At 66.6% G+C, this 15,332-nt stretch carries 17 protein-coding genes; 14 read left to right on the top strand and 3 right to left on the bottom strand.

Translation table 11 applies throughout. From position 1 onward, the window contains the following. Window positions 1–257: 257 nt before the first annotated feature. From PIJ50_RS11950 to glmU, 3 genes are read right to left on the bottom strand one after another with little or no spacing between them, the layout of a single operon-like run. Window positions 258–923 (bottom strand): DNA alkylation repair protein, encoded by a 666-nt coding sequence (locus PIJ50_RS11950; protein ID WP_271975548.1) that lies wholly within the window; start codon window positions 921–923, stop codon window positions 258–260. Continuing rightward, the gene (glmS, locus tag PIJ50_RS11945; RefSeq protein WP_271975546.1) at window positions 920–2,728 is read right to left on the bottom strand and encodes a glutamine--fructose-6-phosphate transaminase (isomerizing); all 1,809 of its coding nucleotides are present in this window, start codon (window positions 2,726–2,728) and stop codon (window positions 920–922) included. Before glmS ends, PIJ50_RS11950 begins: the two co-directional genes overlap by 4 nt. 3 nt (window positions 2,729–2,731) lie before the next feature. Next, complete coding sequence (gene glmU, locus PIJ50_RS11940; protein WP_271975544.1) at window positions 2,732–4,075, bottom strand: bifunctional UDP-N-acetylglucosamine diphosphorylase/glucosamine-1-phosphate N-acetyltransferase GlmU; 1,344 nt, start codon at window positions 4,073–4,075, stop codon at window positions 2,732–2,734. A 93-nt stretch (window positions 4,076–4,168) separates the two neighbouring features. Between glmU and PIJ50_RS11935 the strand changes: the two genes are divergently transcribed. The 14 genes from PIJ50_RS11935 (at window position 4,169) to nuoI (ending at window position 15,328) form a co-directional block, all read left to right on the top strand. Beyond that, window positions 4,169–4,825, top strand: coding sequence for an HAD-IA family hydrolase (locus PIJ50_RS11935; RefSeq protein ID WP_271975543.1), 657 nt, complete (start codon window positions 4,169–4,171; stop codon window positions 4,823–4,825). Window positions 4,826–5,024: 199 nt separating this feature from the next. Then, window positions 5,025–5,390, top strand: a complete 366-nt coding sequence (locus tag PIJ50_RS11930) for an NADH-quinone oxidoreductase subunit A (RefSeq protein ID WP_271975541.1) — start codon at window positions 5,025–5,027, stop codon at window positions 5,388–5,390. Next, the gene (locus PIJ50_RS11925) at window positions 5,381–5,914 is read left to right on the top strand and encodes a NuoB/complex I 20 kDa subunit family protein (RefSeq protein ID WP_271975539.1); all 534 of its coding nucleotides are present in this window, start codon (window positions 5,381–5,383) and stop codon (window positions 5,912–5,914) included. Before PIJ50_RS11930 ends, PIJ50_RS11925 begins: the two co-directional genes overlap by 10 nt. 12 nt (window positions 5,915–5,926) lie before the next feature. Next, complete coding sequence (locus PIJ50_RS11920; protein ID WP_271975538.1) at window positions 5,927–6,529, top strand: NADH-quinone oxidoreductase subunit C; 603 nt, start codon at window positions 5,927–5,929, stop codon at window positions 6,527–6,529. Then, on the top strand, window positions 6,526–7,359 hold the full coding sequence (locus tag PIJ50_RS11915) for a sulfotransferase (protein WP_271975537.1): 834 nt from the start codon (window positions 6,526–6,528) through the stop codon (window positions 7,357–7,359). The genes PIJ50_RS11920 and PIJ50_RS11915 overlap by 4 nt, the downstream gene beginning before the upstream one ends. A gap of 1 nt (window position 7,360) precedes the next feature. Beyond that, window positions 7,361–8,581 (top strand): NADH-quinone oxidoreductase subunit D, encoded by a 1,221-nt coding sequence (locus tag PIJ50_RS11910; RefSeq protein WP_442900734.1) that lies wholly within the window; start codon window positions 7,361–7,363, stop codon window positions 8,579–8,581. Next, window positions 8,581–9,492: an NADH-quinone oxidoreductase subunit NuoE gene (nuoE, locus tag PIJ50_RS11905; protein WP_271975535.1), complete on the top strand. Its 912-nt coding sequence runs from the start codon at window positions 8,581–8,583 to the stop codon at window positions 9,490–9,492. Before PIJ50_RS11910 ends, nuoE begins: the two co-directional genes overlap by 1 nt. Then, window positions 9,492–9,710, top strand: coding sequence for a DUF5337 family protein (locus PIJ50_RS11900; protein WP_271975532.1), 219 nt, complete (start codon window positions 9,492–9,494; stop codon window positions 9,708–9,710). Before nuoE ends, PIJ50_RS11900 begins: the two co-directional genes overlap by 1 nt. A gap of 4 nt (window positions 9,711–9,714) precedes the next feature. After that, a complete protein-coding gene (gene nuoF / locus PIJ50_RS11895) occupies window positions 9,715–11,010 on the top strand; it encodes an NADH-quinone oxidoreductase subunit NuoF (RefSeq protein ID WP_271975530.1) in 1,296 nt (431 codons plus the stop codon). Continuing rightward, entirely contained in the window at window positions 11,007–11,339 is a 333-nt protein-coding gene (locus tag PIJ50_RS11890) for a hypothetical protein (RefSeq protein WP_271975528.1), read from the top strand. The genes nuoF and PIJ50_RS11890 overlap by 4 nt, the downstream gene beginning before the upstream one ends. A 25-nt stretch (window positions 11,340–11,364) precedes the next feature. Continuing rightward, entirely contained in the window at window positions 11,365–13,374 is a 2,010-nt protein-coding gene (nuoG, locus tag PIJ50_RS11885; RefSeq protein WP_271975526.1) for an NADH-quinone oxidoreductase subunit NuoG, read from the top strand. After that, window positions 13,371–13,781, top strand: a complete 411-nt coding sequence (locus PIJ50_RS11880; protein ID WP_271975524.1) for a YNQ4 family lipoprotein — start codon at window positions 13,371–13,373, stop codon at window positions 13,779–13,781. The genes nuoG and PIJ50_RS11880 overlap by 4 nt, the downstream gene beginning before the upstream one ends. Before the next feature lie 9 nt (window positions 13,782–13,790). Continuing rightward, the gene (gene nuoH / locus PIJ50_RS11875; protein ID WP_271975523.1) at window positions 13,791–14,828 is read left to right on the top strand and encodes an NADH-quinone oxidoreductase subunit NuoH; all 1,038 of its coding nucleotides are present in this window, start codon (window positions 13,791–13,793) and stop codon (window positions 14,826–14,828) included. Between the two features lie 2 nt (window positions 14,829–14,830). Beyond that, entirely contained in the window at window positions 14,831–15,328 is a 498-nt protein-coding gene (nuoI, locus tag PIJ50_RS11870; protein ID WP_271975521.1) for an NADH-quinone oxidoreductase subunit NuoI, read from the top strand. The last annotated feature ends 4 nt before the right edge of the window (window positions 15,329–15,332 follow it).

Below are 15,332 nucleotides of genomic sequence, written 5' to 3'. Positions count from 1 at the left end.
GACCGTGACCGTGACCGTGACCGTGACCGTGACCGTGACCGTGACCGTGACCGTGACCGTGACCGTGACCGTGACCGGTCATCCGCTCACTGCTCACTGCTCCGCAGCGCCGGCTGCGCTGCCGCAACGCCCGTTCCCCTCCGAGCGGCACGGGCGACATGCCACGTCCTCATGCCCTGCGGCATCCCGGCGACATGCTTTAAAGGGCGTTTCCTGCTTGCATGGCCAAAGGTCACATTCCGCAGAACACCTTCGCGTCACACGGCCTTGGCGACATCCTTGCGGGTGAAACCGCGCATGACCTCGCCATGTTCGGCCAGAAAGGCCTGCACCCGCTCGGGATCGTGCTTCGACAGGTCCCGCAGCCAGGTCGCGATGGCCTTCTGCACATGCCAATCGCGATCGGCCAGCAGGTCCACCAGCCAGTCCAGCACCTCTTCCCTTGCGTCCAACTCCTCGGGCTTGGCGTTGTTCTTCTTGGCCAGCGGGTTGGTGGCGATCAGCGCGCTGCGACGGGCCCAAGCGTTTTCCGAGGCGAGCCATTGCGTCACCTCTTCCAACCGGGCCAGATCGGCCATGACGCGCTTTTCGGCGGCCTTGCCCACGGCGTCGGCGATGGCCCAGTTGTCCAGTTGCCCGATCCAGTCCTGCACCAGCCGCCACGCGGCCTCGTCCGGGCGCAGGCGGGCCTGCAGCAGCAGGCGGGCGGCGGCGATCCGCGCCTCGTGCACGTTGCTGTGCCAAAGGGAGCCGGCCAGCGCCACGCGCTCCTCCACCGACAGTTCGGCCCGCCATTCGGCCACCAGCGCGTCGATCGCGGGAAGGGGGGTGCCCAGATATTCGCGGTCCGTTTCGTGCCGCGCGGCGGCTTCGGCGGCGCGGTCGGGGCTGCCCCCGGCGCGCAGGGCGTCCAGCGGGGTCATTCGACCGTCACCGATTTGGCAAGATTGCGCGGTTGATCCACATCGGTCCCTTTCGCCACGGCCGTGTGATAGGCCAGAAGTTGCGCGGGAATGGCATAGATCAGCGGGGCCAGCAAGGCGGGGACGTCCGGCATCCGCAGCGTGCGCCAGCAATCCCCGCCCGCCTCCTGCAATCCCGTCTCGTCCGAGATGAGGAGAACGCGGCCGTGGCGGGCCATCACCTCCTGCATGTTGGACACGGTCTTTTCGAACAGCGCGTCGCGCGGGGCCAACACGATCACCGGCACATGCGCGTCGATCAGGGCGATGGGGCCGTGCTTCAGCTCGCCCGAAGCGTAGCCCTCGGCGTGGATGTAGCTCAGCTCTTTCATCTTCAGCGCGCCTTCAAGGGCGAGGGGGTAGATCGGGCCGCGGCCGAGGAACAGGATGTCCTGCGCTTCGGCCAGGCCGTCGGCCAGCGCGGCGATGGGATCGGCCACGGCCAGGGTCTGGTTCATCAGGCCGGGCAGGGTGGCCAGATCGGCCAGATGCGCGGTCAGCCCCGCGTCGTTGAGGCGGCCCCGGTCATGCGCGGCCTTCAGCGCCATCAGCAGCAAAACCAGAAGCTGGCAGGAAAACGCCTTGGTGGAGGCGACGCCCACCTCCACCCCCGCGAGGATGGGCAGGGCCACGTCCACGTCCCGCGCGATGGAGGAGGTGGCGACGTTCACCACCGCCACCGTTTTCCCCACCTGACCCGAGGCGTGGCGCAGGGCGGCCAGCGTGTCGGCCGTTTCGCCCGACTGGCTGACGAAGACGGCCCATTGGCGGTCCGTCAGGACGGGATCGCGGTAGCGGAACTCGGACGCGATGTCGATTTCGACCGGCAGGCGGGCGATCTGCTCGAACCAGTATTTCGCGACGTGGCAGGCGTAATGGGCGGTGCCGCAGGCCACCAGCGTCAGGCGGTCCGTGTCGGAAAAGTCCAGTGGCATCTGAAGCTGCCCGTCGCGCACGTAATGGGCCAGCGCGTCGGCAAGGACCGCCGGCTGCTCGGCGATCTCCTTCGCCATGAAGTGGCGGAAGCCGCCCTTGTCGATCTGGGTCGCCCCCACCTCGATCCGGGCCAGCGCGCGGTTGGCGTGGCGGCCGGCGGCGTCCGTGATCTCGGCCCCCGCGCGGGTCAGGACGACGCGGTCGCCTTCCTCCAGATAGGTGATGCGGTTGGTGAAGGGCGCCAGCGCGATCGCGTCGGAGCCGAGGAACATCTCCCCGTCCCCATGCCCGACAGCAAGGGGGGAGCCCTTGCGCGCGCCGATCATCAGGTCATCCTCGCCGTCAAACAGGAAGGCGAGGGCGAAAGCCCCGTGCAGCCGGTCCACCGTGGCGAAGGCCGCATCACGGGGGGAGGCGCCGCAGTCCATGGCGCGGGCGGCCAGAAGGGCCACGACCTCGGTATCGGTCTGGCTGGTCGTGGTGTAGCCGTCGTCGGCCAGCTCCTCGCGCAACTCGCGGAAGTTCTCCACGATGCCGTTGTGCACGACGGCGACGCGGCCTGCCTTGTGGGGGTGGGCGTTTTCCACCGTCGCCGCGCCGTGCGTGGCCCAGCGGGTGTGGCCGATCCCGGACTTGCCGCGCAGCGGATCGTGCACCAGCAGGTCCGACAGGTTCACCAGCTTGCCGACCGCCCGGCGCCGGTCCAGCGCCGTGCCGTCCACCGTGGCGATCCCGGCGGAATCATAGCCGCGATATTCCAGCCGCTTCAGCGCCTCCACCAGTTGGGGGGCGACTTCGTTCTTTCCAAGAATGCCAATGATTCCGCACATGTGTCAGCCTTTCTTCTTCTTGGACAGGAACAGGTCCATCAGGCGGACGGCCATGCCGGGCTTTGTTACCTGACGGGCGCGGCCAAGGGCCAGCGCTTCGGCGGGCACATCCTCAGTAATAACCGATCCCGACCCGGTCATGGCGTCGCGGCCCACGGTCACGGGGGCCACCAGCATGGTGTTCGACCCGATGAAGACGCGGGGGCCGATTTCCGTGTGGTGCTTGTTCACGCCGTCATAGTTGCAGGTGATGGTGCCTGCGCCGATGTTCGTTCGCTCCCCCACATGGGCGTCGCCCAGATAGGACAGGTGGCCGACCTTCACGCCTTCGTCCAGAACGGCGTTCTTGATCTCCACGAAGTTGCCGACATGCACGTCCTCGGCCAATTCGGCGCCGGGGCGCAAGCGGGCGAACGGGCCGACGGTGGCACCACGAGAGATGTGGCAGCCTTCCAGGTGGCAGAAGGCGCGCACCTCGGCCCCGCTTTCAATGGTGACGCGGGGGCCGAAGACCACGTTCGGCCCGATCACCGCGTCGCGGCCGATCACCGTGTCCAGCGCAAGGAACACCGTTTCGGGCGCGGTCAGGGTCACGCCGTTCTCCAGCGCCTCGGCCCGGGCGCGGGTCTGGAAGGCCGCCTCGGCCTGGCTCAGTTCGGCGCGGGTGTTGATGCCCAGCGTCTCGGCCTCATCGCACAGCACCACGCCGGCGGTCAGGCCGCGTTCGCGTGCGATCTGCACGATGTCGGTCAGGTAGTATTCGCCCGACGCGTTGTCGTTGCCCACCGCCGCGACCAGATCCAGGAGGACCGAGGTCTGGGCGCAGATCACGCCGGAATTGCACAGGGGGATGGCCCGCTCCGCCTCGGTCGCGTCCTTGTATTCAACGATCCGTTCCAGCGCCTCGCCTTGCGTGACAAGGCGGCCGTAGCGGCCGGGGCCGTCGTGCCGGAAGCCGAGGACCACGACCGCATGACGGGCGCGGGCGTCCTGCATCGCCTCCAGCGTCTCGGGGCGGATGAACGGAGTGTCGCCATAAAGCACGACGGCGTCGCCCGTCTGGCCCGCCAGAAGGCCCGCGGCCTGTGCGACGGCGTGGCCGGTGCCCAGCTGTTCGGCCTGAAGCACGACCTCCACCTCCGGGTCGTAGGCGCGGGCGGCCTTCTCGACCTCGGCCGCGCCATGGCCCGTCACGATGACGGTGCGGACGGGGTCCAGCGCGCGGCCCGCCTGCATCGCGTGATGCAAAAGCGGCGCGCCCGCCAGCGGGTGCAGCACCTTCGGCAGATCCGAATTCATGCGCGAGCCGAGCCCCGCAGCAAGGATGATAAGCGATGTGCCGGCCATGTGTCCCTCTGGTCTTCTTGTGCCGGTGGTTTTACCCCTTGGGCAGACCGCCGCAAGGGGCGGACCGGTCACACTCTCTTTCCGGAGGTTTCAATGCGCACGGTGGTCTTCGATCTGGACGGGACGCTGGCCGACACGGCGGCGGATCTCCTCGCCTCGGCCAACGCCTGTTTCCGCGCGCTGGGGCATGGGGAGCCGCTGGCGATGGCCACGGATTCCGGCACCGCCCTGCGCGGCGGACGGCCGATGCTGCGGCTGGGCTTCAAACGCGTGGGCATCGACTGGACCGAGGTGGATGTGGAGGACCAGTATCCCCTGCTTCTGGACTATTACGGGCAGGCCATCGCGGTGCACACGAAGCTTTACCCCGGCGCGGCCGAGGCGGTGGAGGCCTTGCGGCGCGACGGCTATGCCACGGCCATCTGCACCAACAAGCCCGAAGGGCTGGCCGAGACGCTGCTGGCGAAGCTGGGCGTTCGCGATCTGTTCGGCGCGATGATCGGCGCCGACACCTTGTCGGAAAGGAAACCGCACCCATTTCCGTATCACGAGGCGGTGCGCCGCGTCGGCGGAACGGCGTCCATGCTGGTGGGCGACACCGAAACCGATTTTCTGACGGCCCGGGCGGCCGGCGTGCCGATTGCGCTGGTCACCTTCGGGCCCGAAGGGCAGGGGGTCCGGCGGCTGGAACCCGACGCCCTGCTGGAATCCTATCACGACCTTGGGGCGGTGGTCGCCTCGCTGATCTGACCGCCGCGACTCGATGGTATGCCATGGCATCCGAAGGCATGCACGGGTTTCGAATATTTTGAACGTCTTGCTGTGACATCCTTGTTTTATTGACCTCGTTCCGCAGGCCCGTCAGTTGACCGTGGGCCTGTGCGAGGATACATGGAGGGCAGCAACTTTTCGCGCGCGCCGCAAAGGCCGCTGGCCGAAGGAGCCACTCGTGGACGGACTTCTCCGAGAGTATTTTCCGCTCGTCGTCTTTCTTGTCATCGTCGTGGCGTTGGGTCTGGTGATGATCCTCGCGGCGGTGCTGCTGGCCGTGCGCAATCCCGACCCCGAAAAGGTGTCGGCCTACGAATGCGGCTTCAACGCCTTTGACGACGCCCGGATGAAGTTCGACGTCCGCTTCTATCTGGTGTCGATCCTGTTCATCATCTTCGATCTGGAAGTCGCCTTCCTGTTCCCCTGGGCTGTGGCCTTCGGCGGGCTGTCGATGATGGCGTTCTGGTCGATGATGGTGTTCCTGGGCGTCCTGACGGTCGGCTTCATCTATGAATGGAAGAAGGGGGCTCTGGAATGGGCGTGAGCACCGGAACCAACAGCGCGGGCGGCGACCGGGAGGTCGCGACCCAGTCGCTGAACCGTGAACTGCAGGACAAGGGCTTCCTGCTGACCTCCACCGAGGATGTGATCAACTGGGCGCGCACCGGCTCGCTCCACTGGATGACGTTCGGCCTTGCCTGCTGCGCGGTGGAGATGATGCAGACCTCCATGCCGCGCTATGATGTCGAACGGTTCGGGATCGCGCCGCGTGCCTCGCCGCGCCAGTCGGACCTGATGATCGTCGCGGGCACGCTGACGAACAAGATGGCTCCCGCGCTGCGCAAGGTCTACGACCAGATGCCGGAGCCGCGCTATGTCATCTCCATGGGAAGCTGCGCCAATGGCGGCGGCTATTATCACTACAGCTATTCGGTGGTGCGGGGCGTGGACCGGATCGTGCCGGTGGACATCTACGTCCCCGGCTGCCCGCCCACGGCCGAAGCGTTGCTGTACGGCCTTCTGCAGCTTCAGCGGAAGATCCGCCGAACCGGCACGCTGACCCGGTAAGGAGGAGCCACTATGAACGAAGCCCTCGAAGAACTCGCCCTCACGATCCAGGCCCGCGCCAAGGGCGCGGTCCTGGACCGGTCCATCAGCTTTGGCGTGCTGAGCCTTGATGTCACGCTGGACAGTCTTGTACGGCTGGCCGAGCAGCTGAAGCAGGACCCGGCCCTGCGCTTTGGCGTGCTGACCGACATCACGGCCGTGGACTATCCCGAACGGCCGAAGCGGTTCGACATGGTGTATCACTTCCTGTCGATGCACCAGAACCAGCGCATCCGCCTGAAGGTCGCGATCGACGAGGAGGAGATGGTCCCCTCGCTGACCTCGCTTTTCCCGGTTGCAAACTGGTACGAGCGGGAGGTGTTCGACATGTTCGGCATTCTCTTCTCGGGGCATCCGGACCTGCGGCGCCTTTTGACGGACTATGGCTTCCGTGGTCATCCGCTGCGCAAGGACTTCCCCACCAGCGGCTATACCGAGGTTCGGTATGACGAGGTGCAGAAGCGCGTCGTCTACGAACCCGTGCGCCTGACGCAGGAATACCGGCAGTTCGACTTCATGAGTCCGTGGGAGGGTGCCAACTACATCCTTCCGGGCGACGACAAGGCGAAACCGTGACGCAAGCGCCGACACTTGTTCTGGGCATGGGGGCCGCGAAGGCCGGGACCAGCTGGTTGTTCGACCAGCTGGCCGGGCATCGCGACTGCCACCTGCGCGGGATCAAGGAGTTGCATTACTTCAACACTGCGCTTCATGATCGCTGGGCGTTGCAGGTTCGGCGGATCGAGGCGCGGGTCGCGCGGTCGGTCGGTGCGCTGCGCGATGACCTTTCCGACTGGCTGGCGGTGCTGCGTCACAACCGGCTGAATCTGCGCGCTTATGCCGGATACCTGTGCAAGGGGCGGGAAGGGCAGAAGGTCGTGGCCGATTTCACGCCGGCTTATGGGCTTTTGCCCCAGCGGATGTTGTCGCGACTGGCCCTTTTGCCAGACGTGAAGATGATCTACATGCTGCGCGACCCGGTGGAGCGGTTGTGGAGCAATGTGCGGATGGAGGCCGCGCGGACCGCGCGCTGGCCATGGATGGCAGGGCTTCTGGCCCGCCGGGGGATGGAAAACGCGCTGTCGGGGCGGGGGCCATCCTGGGCGCGCAGCGACTATGCGGGCGCTTTGACGCGGCTGGACCGGGCGATAGGCCCAGACCGGCTGCACGTGATGTTCTACGAGGAAATGACGCAGCCAACGGCCCTGGCCCGGCTGGCCGCGTTTCTGGGAATTTCCGACCTGTCCGTCGATATGGGCAAGCGGGTGAATGGCGGGGTGGCCGCATGGCTTCCTTCGTCGATGCGGGCGCGGGCCAGAAGGGTCCTGACGCCGCAATACGAATATGTCCAGCAGCGCGTCGGGCGGGTGCCCGCCGCGTGGCACGGCAGCATGGTGGGGTTCTGACATGATGGACGGCGCGAACGAGCTTCATGGCGGCGGCCAGACGGCCGAGCAGAAGATCCGCAACTTCAACCTGAACTTCGGCCCGCAGCACCCTGCGGCGCACGGCGTGCTGCGTCTTGTGCTGGAGCTGGACGGCGAGATCGTGGAGCGTTGCGACCCCCATGTGGGCCTTCTGCATCGCGGCACCGAGAAGCTGATGGAAAGCCGGACGTACCTGCAGAACCTGCCGTATTTCGACCGGCTGGACTACGTGTCCCCGCTGAACCAGGAACACGCCTGGTGCCTTGCGATCGAGGCGCTGACGGGCACGGTCGTGCCGCGGCGTGCGTCGTTGCTGCGGGTGATGTTCGCCGAACTGGGTCGGCTTCTGAACCACCTGATGAACGTGGGCACCGGCGGGATGGACGTGGGCGCGCTGACCGCCCCCCTCTGGACCTTCGTCCCGCGCGAGGAGCTGATGGTGTTCTATGAACGCGCCAGCGGCGCGCGCCTGCACGCGGCCTATTTCCGGCCCGGCGGCGTGCATCAGGACATTCCCGAACAGCTGATCGACGACATCGAGGCGTGGTGTGAGACGTTCCCCGCCGTGCTGGACCGCTTCCACGAGCTGATCACCGAAAACCGCATCTTCAAGCAGCGGACGGTGGACATCGCCGTCGTGTCGCAGCAGCAGGTGATGGACTGGTCGATGTCGGGCATCATGGCCCGCGGCTCGGGGCTGGCCTGGGACCTGCGTCGTTCGCAGCCGTATGAATGCTATGACGAGTTCGACTTCCAGATCCCCGTGGGCAAGAACGGCGACTGCTACGACCGCTATCTGTGCCGCATGGCCGAGATGGTGGAGTCGGTGAAGATCGTGAAGCAGTGCTGCACCAAGCTGCGGGCGACGCCCGGCGACGTGCTGGCGCGCGGCAAGATCACCCCGCCGAAGCGGGCCGACATGAAGCGGTCGATGGAGTCGCTGATCCACCACTTCAAGCTCTACACCGAAGGCTTCCACGTTCCGGCGGGAGAGATCTACTGCGCGGTGGAGGCGCCCAAGGGCGAGTTCGGCGTGTATCTGGTGTCCGACGGTACGAACAAACCCTATCGCTGCAAGATCCGCGCCCCGGGCTTCCCGCATCTTCAGGCGATGGATATGCTGGCCAAAGGCCACCAGCTGGCCGACGTCGCGGCCATCATCGCCACCATGGACATCGTTTTCGGAGAGGTCGACCGCTGATGCTGCGCCGCCTGCACACTGAACAGCCCGCCAGCTTCGCCTTCACCCCGGCGAACCTGGCCTGGGCCCGTGGCCAGATCACCAAATACCCCGAAGGGCGTCAGGCCTCGGCCATCATCCCGCTGCTGTTCCGCGCGCAGGAACAGGAAGGCTGGCTGACCCGTCCGGCGATCGAATACGTGGCCGACATGCTGGAGATGCCGCGCATCCGTGCGCTGGAAGTGGCGACCTTCTACTTCATGTTCCATCTGGCGCCGATCGGCACGGTGGCGCATATCCAGATCTGCGGCACCACCACCTGCATGATTTGCGGGGCCGAGGAGCTGATCGCCGTCTGCAAGGAAAAGATCGCCGCGAATTCCCACCAGCTGTCGGCCGACGGCCGCTTCTCGTGGGAGGAGGTGGAGTGTCTGGGCGCCTGTTCCAACGCGCCCATGGCCCAGATCGGCAAGGACAACTACGAGGATCTGACGCCCGAGGTGCTGCGCGACCTGATCGACCGCTTCGCCGCGGGCGAGGTTCCGCAGCCCGGTCCGCAGAACGGCCGCTACGGCGCCGAGGCCAAGGGCGGCCCGACCGCGCTGGCCGAAGGCATCGAGGATCGCGCCCCCTACAACTGGTCCGTCCAGCGCGCGCTGGAGATCGGCGACACGATCAAGCGCATCGACGGCACCGAGGTGCCGCTGCGCACCCCGTGGCAGGTGCAGGAGGAGGTCGACGAGGCCCCGCTGCAGGGCGAACCGACGCTGAGCGGCGGGCATCCGATCGACGACACCGGCCTGACGCTGGAGGAATCGTCCGAAAAGTCGGCCGCACGCATGGACGACAAGGGCACGGCCCCCGGCGGCACGGCCACGGCCGAACCCGGCCAGCAGGTGAACGAAGACGCTCCGAAGAAGGATGACGTCTGATGGAGACCGGCCCACGCCTGTCCGAGGATCTGGCCGCACGCCGTGCGGCGCTGATCTTTGGCGGCACGGCGCTTGGCTGGCTCTTGATTCAGTGGGTGGGACGGGGCCTCGGCTGGTCGCCGCCGCTGATGCTGGTGTTCGATCTGCTGGCGCTGGCCGGTTTCATCTGGGGGGCGGTGCTGACCGTCCGCATCTGGCGCAAGCGCCGGAAGGAGTGAGAAGATGTTGAAGGATCAGGACCGGATCTTCCAGAATATCTACGGCATGCACGAACGCACGCTTGCGGGCGCGCAGAAGCGTGGCCTTTGGGACAACACGGGGGCCATCCTTGCCAACGGGCGGGACTGGATTATCGACCAGGTGAAGGCCAGCGGCCTGCGCGGCCGGGGCGGGGCGGGCTTCGCCACAGGCCTTAAGTGGTCGTTCATGCCCAAGAAGTCGGACGGGCGTCCGTCCTATCTGGTCATCAACGCCGACGAATCCGAACCCGGCACCTGCAAGGACCGCGAGATCCTGCGCCACGACCCGCACCATCTGGTGGAAGGCGCGCTGATCGCGGGCTTCGCGATGGGCGCGGTCGCGGCCTACATCTATGTGCGCGGCGAATACATCCGCGAAAAGGAAAGCCTGCAGACGGCGGTCGACGAGGCCTATGACGCGGGCTTCCTGGGCAAGAACGCCTGCGGGTCGGGCTACGACTTCGACGTCTTCGTGCATCACGGCGCCGGCGCCTACATCTGCGGCGAGGAGACGGCCCTTCTGGAAAGCCTGGAAGGCAAGAAGGGCATGCCCCGCATGAAGCCACCGTTCCCGGCGGGCGCGGGCCTGTACGGCTGCCCGACCACGGTGAACAACGTCGAATCGATCTCGGTCGTGCCGACGATCCTGCGCCGCGGGCCGGAATGGTATTCCAGCTTCGGGCGGCCGAACAACGTGGGCGTGAAGCTGTTCGCGATGACGGGGCACGTCAACACGCCCTGCGTGGTGGAAGAGGCGATGTCCATCCCGATGCGCGAGCTGATCGACCGCTATGGCGGCGGTGTGCGCGGCGGGTGGAAGAACCTGAAGGCCGTGATCCCCGGCGGCGCCAGCTGCCCGATCCTGCCCGCCCATCTGTGCGAGGACGCGCTGATGGACTTCGACTGGATGCGCGAGAACAAGTCCTCGTTCGGGACGGCCTGCATGATCGTGATGGATCAGAACACGGATGTCATCAAGGCGATCTGGCGGCTGTCGAAGTTCTTCAAGCACGAAAGCTGCGGCCAGTGCACGCCCTGCCGGGAAGGCACCGGCTGGATGATGCGCGTGATGGACCGGCTGGTGCGGGGGGAAGCGGAGGTCGAGGAGATCGACATGCTGATCAACGTCACCAAGCAGATCGAGGGGCACACCATCTGCGCCCTGGGCGACGCGGCGGCCTGGCCGATCCAGGGCCTCGTCCGCCACTTCCGCGAGGAGATCGAGGACCGCATCAAGGCCAAGCGCACCGGTCGCATGGGGGCGATGGCGGCCGAATGAAGGCGATCCGCATCATGGCAGTGCTGGCGCTGGCGGGCTGCTCGGCCGAGGCGGCGCGGCCGCCCGCGCCCAGCCTTCAGGACGGCAATTTCGTGTCGGTCCTTCAGCCGGCCGGCCTCGGACACAGCATCACCCGCAAGGGGGTCGTGCCCGTGCAGGGGATGACCATGGCCATCTACAACACGGTGGATCCCCTGGGCTATGATGACGGAAAGCTGGCCAAGGATGTGGCCGCGCGGGCCTGTGCGAACCGGATGCTGCGCTTCGACCCGACCGTGGTCGGGAAATACCAGGCCCCGAACTGGGTGTTCGAGGGGGCTTGCCGATGACACGTTTTGACCGGGGGGACCGGACATGAGCAACCTTCGCAAGATCAGCATCGACGGCGTGGAATACGAAGTCGACGGGTCCATGACGATCCTGCAGGCCGCGGAATACGCGGGCGTCGAGGTTCCGCGCTTCTGCTATCACGAACGGCTGTCCATCGCGGGCAACTGCCGGATGTGCCTTGTGGAAGTGGTGGGCGGCCCGCCGAAGCCGACGGCCTCCTGCGCGATGCAGATCAAGGACCTGCGGCCCGGTCCGAACGGCGAGGCGCCGGTCGTCAAGACCAACTCGCCCATGGTGAAGAAGGCGCGGGAGGGGGTGATGGAGTTTCTCCTGATCAACCACCCGCTGGACTGCCCGATCTGCGACCAGGGGGGCGAGTGCGACCTTCAGGACCAGGCGATGGCCTACGGCGTCGACTTCTCGCGCTATCGCGAACCCAAGCGGGTGTCGGAGGAGCTGAACCTCGGCCCGCTGGTCAAGACGGCGATGACGCGCTGCATCTCCTGCACGCGCTGCGTCCGCTTCACGACCGAGGTGGCGGGTATCGACCAGATGGGCCAGACCGGCCGGGGCGAGGATGCGGAGATCACCTCCTACCTGAACCGGACGCTGGATTCGAACCTGCAGGGCAACATCATCGACCTGTGCCCGGTGGGGGCGCTGACGTCGAAGCCCTATGCCTACACGGCGCGCCCGTGGGAACTGTCGAAGACCGAATCCGTGGACGTGATGGACGCCCTTGGGTCCAACATCCGGGTGGACACGAAGGGGCGCGAAGTCATGCGCATTCTGCCGCGCAACCATGACGGCGTGAACGAGGAATGGATCAGCGACAAGAGCCGGTTCATCTGGGACGGCCTGCGCCGCCAGCGTCTGGACACGCCTTATATCCGCGAAAACGGCAAGCTGCGCCGCGCCACGTGGCCCGAGGCGCTGCGCGCCGCCGCGGATGCGATGCGCAACCAGCCGGTGACCGGCCTGATCGGCGATCTGGTCCCGACCGAGGCCGCCTTTGCGCTGAAGATGATGCTGGAGAACCAGAACGGGCGCGTGGAATGCCGCACGGACGGCGCGCGCCTGCCGGCCGGCAACCGTTCCGCCTATGTCGGCACCGCCCGGATCGAGGATATCGATACGGCCAAGCGCATCACGCTGATCGGCACCGATCCGCGTCTGGAAGCGCCGGTGCTGAACGCCCGCATCCGCAAGGCGTGGCTGAACGGGGCCGCCGTGTCGCTGATCGGCGCACCGGTGGACCTGACCTACGACTACGACCATGTGGGTACGGGCCGCGACAGCCTGACCCGTCTGGTGAACGGTGCGGAAGCCGACGCCGGCGGCATCGTCATCGTCGGGCAGGGCGCGCTGACCGAGGCCGACGGCGCGGCGGTTCTGGGCCAGGCCATGGCCTTGGCCAAGGCCACGGGCGCGGGCCTGCTGGTCCTGCACACGGCGGCCTCGCGCGTGGGGGCGATGGATGTGGGCGCGGTGACCGAAGGGGGGCTGACCGCTGCCCTGACCGGGGCGGCCGTGGTCTACAACCTTGGCGCGGACGAGATCGACATCGCGCCGGGCCCGGTCGTGATCTATCAGGGCAGCCACGGCGATCGCGGCGCGCACCGGGCGGACATCATCCTCCCCGCCGCCGCCTATACCGAAGAAAACGGCCTGTTCGTGAACACCGAGGGCCGTCCGCAACTGGCGCTGCGCGCGGGCTTCCCGCCCGGCGATGCCAAGGAGAACTGGGCGATCCTGCGCGCGCTGTCAGCGGAACTGGGGGCGGCGATGCCCTTCGACACGCTGGGCCAGCTGCGCCAGCGCATGGTGGCGGCCGTCCCGCATCTGGGCCGGATCGACCAGGTGCCGGAAAACGCTTGGCAGCCGCTGGAGCGGCGCGAACCGGCGCAGGCCGATTTCCGCACGGTGGTGCGCGACTTCTACCTGACCAACCCGATCGCCCGCGCCTCCGTCCTGATGGCGGAACTGTCGTCGCTGGCCGCGCAGCGGGCCGCGGCGCCGATGGCGGCCGAATGAGGAAGGTGGCGCTCGTGACGGTGATGGGACTGACGGCCTGCGCCTCCACGCTGCCGCAGGAGGTTCCTGCGGCGCGGGAAGGGCGTGATCCGCTGCCGGCGCCGCGGTATCTTGGCGTGCAGACGATGCGGATTTCCGACGATCTGGTGGGCTTCCGCGTGGCGATCGAACGTCCGCGCGCCGCGGCCGACATCGACGCCTATACCGATTGCGCGGCGGCACAATACGCGCTGGTGCGCGGGCAAAGCTATGTCCGCCGCATCCGCACCAACATCGACGACCGCGGGGCCGGCTGGAAGGCCGACGCGGTCTACCTCATCTCGGCCGACCGGCCGCAGACTGGGGCCATCATCGAGGCGGCGCCGACCGTGGCCGACTGCAAGGCGCAGTCGATTCCGACGGTGTAGGGGGACATCATGGCCGATTTTCTTCAAACGGGACTGGGCATCACGCTGCTGACGGCGCTGCAGTCGCTGGGCGTGGTCGCCTTCGTGATGATCGCGCTGATCTTCATGGTCTATGGCGACCGCAAGGTCTGGGCCGCGGTGCAGATGCGCCGGGGGCCGAACGTGGTGGGGCCGTGGGGCCTGCTGCAGACCTTCGCCGACGCGCTGAAATACATCGTGAAGGAGATCGTGGTCCCGGCCGGCGCCGACCGCTTCGTCTTCTTCCTCGCGCCGCTTCTGTCCTTCATCCTCGCGATGTTCGGGTTTGCCGTGATCCCGTTCGCCGACGGCTGGGTGCTGTCGAACATCAACGTGGCCGTGCTCTTCGTCTTCGCCGCCTCCTCGTTGGAGGTGTATGGAGTGATCATGGGCGGCTGGGCGTCGAACTCCAAGTATCCGTTCCTCGGCTCGCTGCGTTCCGCCGCGCAGATGATCTCGTACGAGGTGTCGCTGGGCCTGATCATCATCGGGATCATCATCTCCACCGGGTCGATGAACTTCGGGAACATCGTGCGCGCGCAGGATGGCGATCTAGGCCTGTTGAACTGGTACTGGCTGCCGCACCTGCCGATGGTGGTGCTGTTCTTCATCTCGGCGCTGGCCGAAACCAACCGCCCGCCCTTCGACCTTCCCGAAGCGGAATCCGAACTGGTGGCCGGCTATCAGGTGGAATACTCCTCCACCCCGTTCCTGCTGTTCATGGCAGGGGAATACATCGCGATCTTCCTGATGTGCGCGCTGTTGTCGCTGCTGTTCTTCGGCGGTTGGCTGTCGCCCATCCCGGGCCTGCCGGACGGCGCGTTCTGGATGGTGCTGAAGATGGCGTTCTTCTTCTTCCTGTTTGCGATGGTGAAGGCGATCACGCCGCGGTACCGCTATGACCAGTTGATGCGGATCGGCTGGAAGGTCTTCCTTCCGCTGTCGCTGGGCTGGGTGGTTCTGGTGGCGTTTCTGGCGAAATTCGAAGTGTTCGGCGGCTTCTGGGCCCGCTGGGCGATGGGAGGCTGACAATGACTCAGGCCATCGACTGGGGTCGTGCGACCCGTTACGCGCTGCTGTTTGATTTCATCAAGGGCTTCGGGCTGGGGTTCAAGTACTTCTTCGCCCCGAAGGAAACGATCAACTACCCGCATGAAAAGGGCCCGCTGTCGCCGCGCTTCCGGGGCGAACACGCCCTGCGCCGGTATCCGAACGGCGAGGAGCGGTGCATCGCCTGCAAGCTGTGCGAGGCGGTCTGCCCTGCGCAATGCATCGTGATCGACGCCGAACCGCGCGAGGACGGATCCCGCCGGACCACGCGCTACGACATCGACATGACGAAGTGCATCTATTGCGGCTTCTGCCAAGAAGCCTGCCCGGTGGACGCCATCGTGGAAGGCCCGAACTTCGAGTTTTCGGTCGAGACGCGGGAGGAGCTGTTCTACGACAAGCAGAAGCTTCTCGACAACGGCGCGCGGTGGGAGGCGGAGATCGCCCGCAACCTCGAGCTTGACGCCCCGTACCGGTGAGGAT

The sequence above is a fragment of the Falsirhodobacter sp. 20TX0035 genome (assembly GCF_028307215.1).
Taxonomy (GTDB): domain Bacteria; phylum Pseudomonadota; class Alphaproteobacteria; order Rhodobacterales; family Rhodobacteraceae; genus Falsirhodobacter.
Note: the sequence above shows the minus strand (reverse complement) of the source record. Positions and strands in the feature narration are given on the sequence as shown.

Coding starts and splice junctions, on each gene's coding strand:
- PIJ50_RS11950 (WP_271975548.1), bottom strand. CDS start 923: ATGACCCCGCTGGACGCCCTGCGCGCCGGGGGCAGCCCCGACCGCGCC.
- glmS (WP_271975546.1), bottom strand. CDS start 2,728: ATGTGCGGAATCATTGGCATTCTTGGAAAGAACGAAGTCGCCCCCCAA.
- glmU (WP_271975544.1), bottom strand. CDS start 4,075: ATGGCCGGCACATCGCTTATCATCCTTGCTGCGGGGCTCGGCTCGCGC.
- PIJ50_RS11935 (WP_271975543.1), top strand. CDS start 4,169: ATGCGCACGGTGGTCTTCGATCTGGACGGGACGCTGGCCGACACGGCG.
- PIJ50_RS11925 (WP_271975539.1), top strand. CDS start 5,381: ATGGGCGTGAGCACCGGAACCAACAGCGCGGGCGGCGACCGGGAGGTC.
- PIJ50_RS11920 (WP_271975538.1), top strand. CDS start 5,927: ATGAACGAAGCCCTCGAAGAACTCGCCCTCACGATCCAGGCCCGCGCC.
- PIJ50_RS11910 (WP_442900734.1), top strand. CDS start 7,361: ATGATGGACGGCGCGAACGAGCTTCATGGCGGCGGCCAGACGGCCGAG.
- nuoE (WP_271975535.1), top strand. CDS start 8,581: ATGCTGCGCCGCCTGCACACTGAACAGCCCGCCAGCTTCGCCTTCACC.
- PIJ50_RS11900 (WP_271975532.1), top strand. CDS start 9,492: ATGGAGACCGGCCCACGCCTGTCCGAGGATCTGGCCGCACGCCGTGCG.
- nuoF (WP_271975530.1), top strand. CDS start 9,715: ATGTTGAAGGATCAGGACCGGATCTTCCAGAATATCTACGGCATGCAC.
- PIJ50_RS11890 (WP_271975528.1), top strand. CDS start 11,007: ATGAAGGCGATCCGCATCATGGCAGTGCTGGCGCTGGCGGGCTGCTCG.
- nuoG (WP_271975526.1), top strand. CDS start 11,365: ATGAGCAACCTTCGCAAGATCAGCATCGACGGCGTGGAATACGAAGTC.
- PIJ50_RS11880 (WP_271975524.1), top strand. CDS start 13,371: ATGAGGAAGGTGGCGCTCGTGACGGTGATGGGACTGACGGCCTGCGCC.
- nuoH (WP_271975523.1), top strand. CDS start 13,791: ATGGCCGATTTTCTTCAAACGGGACTGGGCATCACGCTGCTGACGGCG.
- nuoI (WP_271975521.1), top strand. CDS start 14,831: ATGACTCAGGCCATCGACTGGGGTCGTGCGACCCGTTACGCGCTGCTG.